Here is a 1322-nt window from a genome sequence, read left to right as displayed (position 1 = left end):
TGTTTTTACCTTACGCTGAAAAGTATATCGCCGTAGCTGGGATAGGGCCAGAACTCCTTGGCCGTAATAGTCTCGGCCCGGTCGCATACCGCCCGCAGCGCCTTCATGCGCTTTAAGAGCACGTCGCGCACCGCATAGCCCTGCTCCTCTACCGTGCCAGAGAGCGCTCGAACCGCTTCCTCCAGCTGGCCCGCGCGCTGGGAAATCTCATGGGCCAGCGGTGAAAGCTCCTTGATTAAATCCTGCTCATAGCCGCTGTCCAGCCCGGCGTCAAGGGATTTCTTGGCCAGGGCGGCCTCCAGCAGCTTTACGGTATAGGCCTCTACAGCCGGGGCAATCTGGCGGCGGGCCATGCTGACCATCGTGTTTGCCTCAATGGTAACGGTCTTGACATAATTTTCCAGCATAATCTCACAGCGGGATTCCAGCTCCGCCCGGCTGTACACCCCCTGGGAGGTAAGCATCGCCACGTTTTTTTCGTCCAGCAGGTGGGGCATGCAGTCCGGGGTGGTGGGATAGTTCAGCAGGCCGCGCTTTTTAGTGGCCTGCTCAATCCATGAACCGTCATAGCCGTTGCCATTAAAGATAATCTTCTTGTGGTCCTTTATGGTTTTGCGTATCATCTCATGCAGGGCGGTCTCAAAGTCCGCCGCCCCCTCCAGCCGGTCGGCGTATATCCTCAGGCTTTCGGCTACAGCGGCGTTCAGCATGATGTTGGCACAGGCAATGCTGTTGGAGGAGCCCAGCATACGAAACTCAAACTTGTTGCCCGTGAAAGCAAAGGGCGAGGTACGGTTGCGGTCCGTGGTATCCCGGTTAAACTTGGGCAGTACATCAACCCCCAGCTTCATCTGGGTTTTCTGGGCCCCGGCATAGGGAGCGCCGGTCTCTATGGCCTCCAGAACGCCGTTAAGCTCATCGCCCAGAAAGATGCTGACAACCGCCGGAGGGGCCTCGTTGGCTCCAAGCCTGTGGTCGTTGCCCGCGGTGGCCACGGCTATGCGCAGCAGGTCCTGGTAGTCGTCCACCGCCTTGATCACCGCGCAGAGAAACAGAAGGAACTGGGCGTTCTCATAGGGGGTCTCCCCAGGGGAGAGCAAATTTACGCCCGCGTCGGTAGAAATGGACCAGTTGTTGTGCTTGCCGCTGCCGTTTACCCCGTCAAAGGGCTTTTCGTGCAGCAGGCACACCAGGCCGTGCCTGGCGGCCACCTTTTGCATAACCTCCATGGCCAGCTGGTTGTGGTCCGTGGCCACGTTGGTGGTGGTATAGATGGGGGCCAGCTCGTGCTGTGCGGGCGCCACTTCGTTATGCTCGGTCTT

At 58.9% G+C, this 1322-nt stretch carries 1 protein-coding gene; it reads right to left on the bottom strand.

What is annotated here, in order from left to right:
* Positions 1-5: 5 nt before the first annotated feature.
* Positions 6-1322 (bottom strand): glutamine synthetase III family protein (locus U8U68_RS21835; RefSeq protein WP_496196389.1); only part of this gene is annotated, 1317 nt, incomplete at its 5' end.

Source organism: Acutalibacter intestini, assembly GCF_034334985.1.
Lineage (GTDB): Bacteria > Bacillota > Clostridia > Oscillospirales > Acutalibacteraceae > Acutalibacter > Acutalibacter intestini.
The sequence above is the reverse complement of the archived record's forward strand: the minus strand, read 5'-3'. Positions and strand labels throughout refer to the sequence as shown.